The organism is Streptomyces sp. MnatMP-M17, assembly GCF_900091995.1.
Lineage (GTDB): Bacteria > Actinomycetota > Actinomycetes > Streptomycetales > Streptomycetaceae > Streptomyces.
In genome coordinates this window covers 1-5,368 of the sequence record NZ_FMDK01000948.1, presented here as the reverse complement: position 1 = coordinate 5,368, position 5,368 = coordinate 1, and the positions used below count along the sequence as shown (strand labels likewise).

General features: G+C 66.5%; 4 protein-coding genes and 1 pseudogene. 4 read left to right on the top strand and 1 reads right to left on the bottom strand.

The features are described from left to right. Nucleotides 1-457 precede the first annotated feature (457 nt). Nucleotides 458-805: a site-specific DNA-methyltransferase gene (locus tag GA0115259_RS39385; RefSeq protein WP_161230542.1), complete on the bottom strand. Its 348-nt coding sequence runs from the start codon at nucleotides 803-805 to the stop codon at nucleotides 458-460. 499 nt (nucleotides 806-1,304) lie between these two features. Here GA0115259_RS39385 and GA0115259_RS33995 point away from each other — a divergent pair. The 4 genes and pseudogenes from GA0115259_RS33995 to GA0115259_RS41335 form a co-directional block, all read left to right on the top strand. Then, a pseudogene (locus GA0115259_RS33995) lies at nucleotides 1,305-2,145 on the top strand (helix-turn-helix domain-containing protein); the annotation flags it as partial. 1,019 nt (nucleotides 2,146-3,164) lie between these two features. After that, nucleotides 3,165-4,280 carry a hypothetical protein gene (locus GA0115259_RS33980; protein ID WP_093604049.1) on the top strand — a complete coding sequence of 372 codons (1,116 nt, stop codon included), beginning with the start codon at nucleotides 3,165-3,167 and terminating at the stop codon, nucleotides 4,278-4,280. Beyond that, nucleotides 4,277-4,636: an ASCH domain-containing protein gene (locus GA0115259_RS33975; RefSeq protein WP_093604047.1), complete on the top strand. Its 360-nt coding sequence runs from the start codon at nucleotides 4,277-4,279 to the stop codon at nucleotides 4,634-4,636. The genes GA0115259_RS33980 and GA0115259_RS33975 overlap by 4 nt, the downstream gene beginning before the upstream one ends. Before the next feature lie 547 nt (nucleotides 4,637-5,183). After that, the gene (locus tag GA0115259_RS41335) at nucleotides 5,184-5,324 is read left to right on the top strand and encodes a hypothetical protein (protein ID WP_256098265.1); all 141 of its coding nucleotides are present in this window, start codon (nucleotides 5,184-5,186) and stop codon (nucleotides 5,322-5,324) included. Nucleotides 5,325-5,368 lie beyond the last annotated feature (44 nt).

Below are 5,368 nucleotides of genomic sequence, written 5' to 3'. Positions count from 1 at the left end.
CTCTCTCCGGCCGCTCGCCGCCCTTCCCCCAAACCAGCCCAACCCCAAGCTCGCCCCACCGAGCCCCCCGACAGACCCAGCCCCCACGCCCCCCACGCCGCCGTCCGTTCCCCATCACAACGCTCCTCCCGACACCCCAGCCCCGGCCCCGGTCCGGCCGACCCGTCCATCCCCAGTCAACCGCCCCGACACACGGAGCGTGAGCGCCAACGGGCAGAAGAGGACCGTGGCAGCCTGTCCGAGATCACCAGGCACGGCCTGTGAAACGGGCAGAGAGGAGTTCCGCGGTGACCGTGTGGCCCTGGCCGTTGTTGCGGATCACTCGTTGCGTGAATCTTGCGAACGGGTCGGAAAACTTAGGCTTTCGTTGCTCAGAGGGGCGTTGATAAGGCCAGCCTACTTTGACAGATGCAACATCCCGTAGAGTGGCAAGCAGTGCCCAATTCAGGCACAGCTCTCATTCGTCCGCATCATTCTTGATCATCTCCCTAAGGAGGATCAGTGCGAGCAGAACTCGCGTATCAAAGGACCTCTGCACAAGTTCCGTCTCGCGCTCGATGATCTTCATGGCCCGCTTACCCAAGGCCTGGCGAGAACGATCAGCCAGATACTCAAAGCTGGATGCCCTCTTTTCGAGGTCACCCAAGTCAGCTGGTGGTTTCCTCAACTTGAGGTCGGCGAGCTCGGCAATTAGTGGATGTGCTTCGATACCATAAAATAGTACATCTGCGCCCCTGCAACTTGTACCAGTCACCCCCGACCCTGTAAACGGATCCACCACCAGATCCCCTGTTGAGAGCTCCAAATGTCGAATCCGATCCTTGGCGCTTTGGAATATTTTGGATCTTTTTAGCGCTATCTGTGTGCCAGCTTGGCGATGTGTGGCCGCTAGGACTTCCGCATATCCGCCCCTTCCAAGAGGGCGCGGCTCCATCCTCTAGAGAGTTTTTGGGTCCAGATGTGGCTCATCCTCAGGCATGAGGACGAGGATAATCGCTTCGGAAAGAAGAGTGCAGCCCTTCACGCAGCTCCGTTCGGCTGTGGCACCGGTGGGGACCGTGATCACTCGTCGGCACCTCACCGGAATCAATAAGACACCTGTTCTGCGGAGTTCGATACCGCGGCTGCCGACTGTGCGCCAGGATGACAGCGATCCGCACCGTTGGGCGGGCGCTGCCTGACTTGGAGGACTCCACACGCGGCACGCGGCCTGGGTACCGTCAAGGTAGGAGCCCCTACGGATGGAGCACAATGCCTCGCCGCCCGTTGGAACGCCAGCGCCTCACCCACAGGGGGGCGCGCTGATGCTGGAAGAAGCCGAAGAGATCGGTCGTCGCGCACGTCGTGCACGCCTCCGCCTCGGCATGACGCAAGCTGACCTCGCTGCCGCTCTCGGCAAGACGCAAGGTTGGGTCTCGAAGATGGAGCGCGGGCACATCGAACTCGACCGCGTCGGCCTGCTCAACCTGCTCGCCTCGGAGCTGCACGTACACCCCAACGACCTCATCGGGCGTCCGTACAACAGCTCCCCGGCCGAGAATCAGTGGCAGGTCGCTGCCGCGTCCATCATGCGCGAGCTGCGCCGGTACGACCTGACCCCCGTCTTTGACGGCACGCCCAGGTCGGCCCGTCAGCTCTGGCAGGAGACCACCCGGCTCCACCGTCTCCGCGATGCCGCCGCCAACGTGGCGATCATGGAGGTGCTACCTGACCTGTTCCGCGAGACGCGCGCCCTGGCCGAGAGCGCCACCGGGCATGAGCGGGAAGAGGCGTACGCGATTTACGCGGTGTGCTGCAAGTTCGCCCACACTTCCGCGCACGCCCTCGGGCACCCGGAGCTGGTCGCCATGGCCTGTGAGCGGGCTGCATGGTCGGCGCGACAGTCCGGTGATCCCGTCCTGCCGGCTGTCGCCGACTGGATGCGGGTCTGGGACATGTGGGCTACCGCGGACTGGGACGACGCCATTGCCCTGTCGGACAAGGCCATCCGCAGCGTGCAGGAGGGATACGACCTGGGTGAGCCGCTCGCCGTGCGGGCGTGGGGTTCCCTACAACTGCGTGCGGCCATCTCCGCCGCTCGGGGTGGTCACCGTGCGGAAGCTCGCGAGCGAGTCGACCACGCGCGGACCGCAGCCGATCGAATGACGCCTTGGCGACCTCGCCGTCGACCTCGCCAAGGACGGAACGGTCGGGGTGGTCGTCGCCCTGCCCAGCGACAGTTCGGCGTCGTACCAACTGCGTCCGCCTGGCGGTGGCGTGGACTGGCGCGCGAGGTCGGACGGAAGCACCCTCCGGCCCGTGCCGGTGCCGGTCACGCACGTCACGCCCATGCGGCGAGATGCTGCATGCGACCCCCGTGCGCAGCAGGCAGGCCTGGCGGTAACTGTCCACTATGAGGACGGGGGCGCATGCGAATCGCTGCTCGTTCTCACCCCCGCGCAAGTCGAGCTGTTCCACACCCAGCTCGATCGCATGATCAAGGCGAGGGAATCGGCCCAAGATCGTAAGCGGTGAGCCCGAACGTGCTGATGCTCGCCCCACCGACCTCTGCACGTGCCCTCGTGCGACCTCCTGTCGCATTCCGCTGCGAATCCACCGCCCACGACCTCAGTGGCTCCTGCGAAGTCTTGCTCGCCACCTACCGCGGCCGTTCCCCACGCCTCGCGGCCCGGTGGCTGAGAGCCTCCGCGCACCGCCTCGCCCGGCTGCTTTCCCCGGACCTCGGGGCCATGAGTCTCGCTGACGCGCCGCTCGTCCTCACCGCGCCGGAAGTCCCGCGTCCCGATGTGGAGTTGACTTCCTGGGCCGAAAGCGACCAGGCGTACGAGCACGCGCTACGCGCTCTCGCCGCAGGCCGCGCGTTCAGGTTCACCGTGACGGACTACGACGCCCGGTACTCCCTCCGCGTGTACCCGTTACTGGCCCGCCGGCCACGTCTCCCGCAGCATCCCGCCCTCGCCGAGGGGCCGTCCGATCCCTCGGCGAGGGCGGGCCGTCACCGACGATCCCGCGGGCGTCGCCCGACCCGATGACTCCCGCCCCCTCCTCTCTTCCGGTTCCCCCGGCGCGGGGGCGGGTTCACCACGCGAATCACAGTTCAACCGCTGAACGCACACCCGCCGCTCCGCGGCGCAGTCCTGCCCATTTACCGAGGGGAAGACGCGGTGACCACCTATCCCGTATCGCCGAACACCGTTCTCGCCAACGCGCTCACAAACGCTGAGGACCTGCTCAGGCCGCACATAGTCGTCGCGGCTCCGGAGCGGATCGTGTTCGTGGTGGGAACGCAGATCAACGGAGCGCCGCACATCGGAACATCCCTGGTTCAGTCGCTCACGTTCGCCACGGCGGCCCGCATCCGGGACAGGTTCGACGTACCGGCCGAAGTCCAGTTCAGCGCCCTCGACAACGCCCCGTACGCCATCGTCACGGACAAGGAGACCGGTCACCGCTACCAGCGGGCCTACGCGCATGCCCTCGGTGAGGACAGCATCGCGGACCAGGTCGACAAGCTGTACCGCCCGCTCTTCGCCGCTCTGTCCGAGCGGCTGGAAGTGCCGTACTCCATCGAGACCTACAGCCAGCAGCAGGCAGGCGAGCACTACCGCCGTACCTGGCTGCGTGTGTTGCCCCGAATGGCCGCCGCCCGCTGGTACCTGTCTCCGTCCTCCGGTCGGCCACACATTCGCGTTCCCTGTCCGCGCCCCGGCTGCGGATGGGCCGAGAAGCATGCCGAACGCACCCGCGTCCTTGACGACGGCTTCGAGCGGGCGACCATCTCAGCCGTGTGCCTGCACCACGGCGCATATGAGGTCGTCATCGAGCCTGCGAGCGGCGGCTACCTCGACCTCGCCACCCTGTACCGGAACCTCGTCAAGGAACTGGCCATCGCCGGATCGGACGGCACGCTGTACGTCATGGTCAAGGGCGGCGACTGGATGCCCGGCTGCCTCCTCGTCGACGGCGCCTTACAGGCCGTGGGCCTCACCCATGGACAGCTGCCCGCCCGGCTGTTCTGCCCCCAGGTGGTCACGGACACGGGCGCGAAACTGTCCAAGTCCCTTATCCGGGAGGGTCGGGCGCCCTTGCCGGACGGTGCGGCCCCGTGGATGCTCGACACCCGAGAGTGGCCGGGGTCGTTGGCTGAGTACGTCGACCGTCTGCTAGGTCTGACCGACGTGTTACTCGCGGATCCACGCCACTTCTTCCGCTCGTACTCGGCCGGTGAACTCGGCCGGCTGATGACCACTGCAACAGCTAGGAGCGTTCCCGCCCCATGACGGAAACCGCCGCCGCTCGCGTCCGCGAACTGAACCTCTACCGCCGGTACTTCGATCTCGTCGCCGCAGGTGAAAAGACCATCGAGGTGAGGGTGAAGTACCCCCACCTCGAAGACCTGGCCGCCGGAGACCTCATCCGCTTCCGGATCAAGGGCACGGACGAGACGTGCGACGTCCACGTGAATCGGGTGACGGAGTACAAGACGTTCGAGGAACTCCTCGACGGGGAGGGCCCGGCGAACGTCAACCCGGCGTCCTCCCGCGAGCAGCAGCTCGCCAACATCCGCGAGATCTATTCCGCGGAGAAGGAAGCACTCGGAGCGCTCGCCATCGAAATCGAGTTGCTGCTTCGGTAAGCCCGCCGCACAGTCCCCGCTCCCCCGAGGACAGCACTGCTCCGCCGCCCGCCGCCCATGACCCGGGCGGCGGGGGCCGACAACAGAAGACCGCGATTCGGCCGGCGGATGCCCCGTTCTGACCCGAGCCACCGAAAGTCAGCCACGATGGCGGGTTCGCCGAACGAGCACCCGTCACGTGTGCTTCCGGCAACCCCGTACCGGCCTCAGCCACGCTTCCGTGCGTCACGAGCCGCGTGCCGCTTCAACCCGGGCGTTGGCAACATTGGCAAGCCAAGTGGGCTCCGACTGCGGCTCTGAAGGCCATTGTGGCTTTGGAGAGGCGGATGGTTGGGCGGCGCGGTCGCGCTTGGTCGGTGTCGGCCTGGTCCTGGTGCTCGGCGTGGCCGGGTTGCTTCCTGGTCTGACGTCCGCCTTGACTCTGTTGCGCGCTGAGCGGGTGGAGGGCCGCCTGAGCAGTGGCGGAGACAAGGAGTGGCGGCGGCTCTTGGCCGCCACCGCGCGCGGCTCGCCGTAGGCGGACCGCCTTGGTTGCAGCTCGATCCGAGTGACCCTGGACATCTACACCTTCGTGCGGCTCGACTCGCAGCGCTCGGCGTTCGATCGCGTGGGCGATGCTCTGAGGGGTGACGGCAACGAGCCGGACAATGACAACAGCCCGGCCGATGTCCCACTAGGGCCTGTGTGATGTCGTGATCAATCCTGCCGATCCGGGTCCGCCTGGGTGGCGGA

Excerpts from the sequence above, each read along its gene's own strand:
- GA0115259_RS33975 (WP_093604047.1), top strand. The coding sequence starts at position 4,277 with ATGACGGAAACCGCCGCCGCTCGCGTCCGCGAACTGAACCTCTACCGC.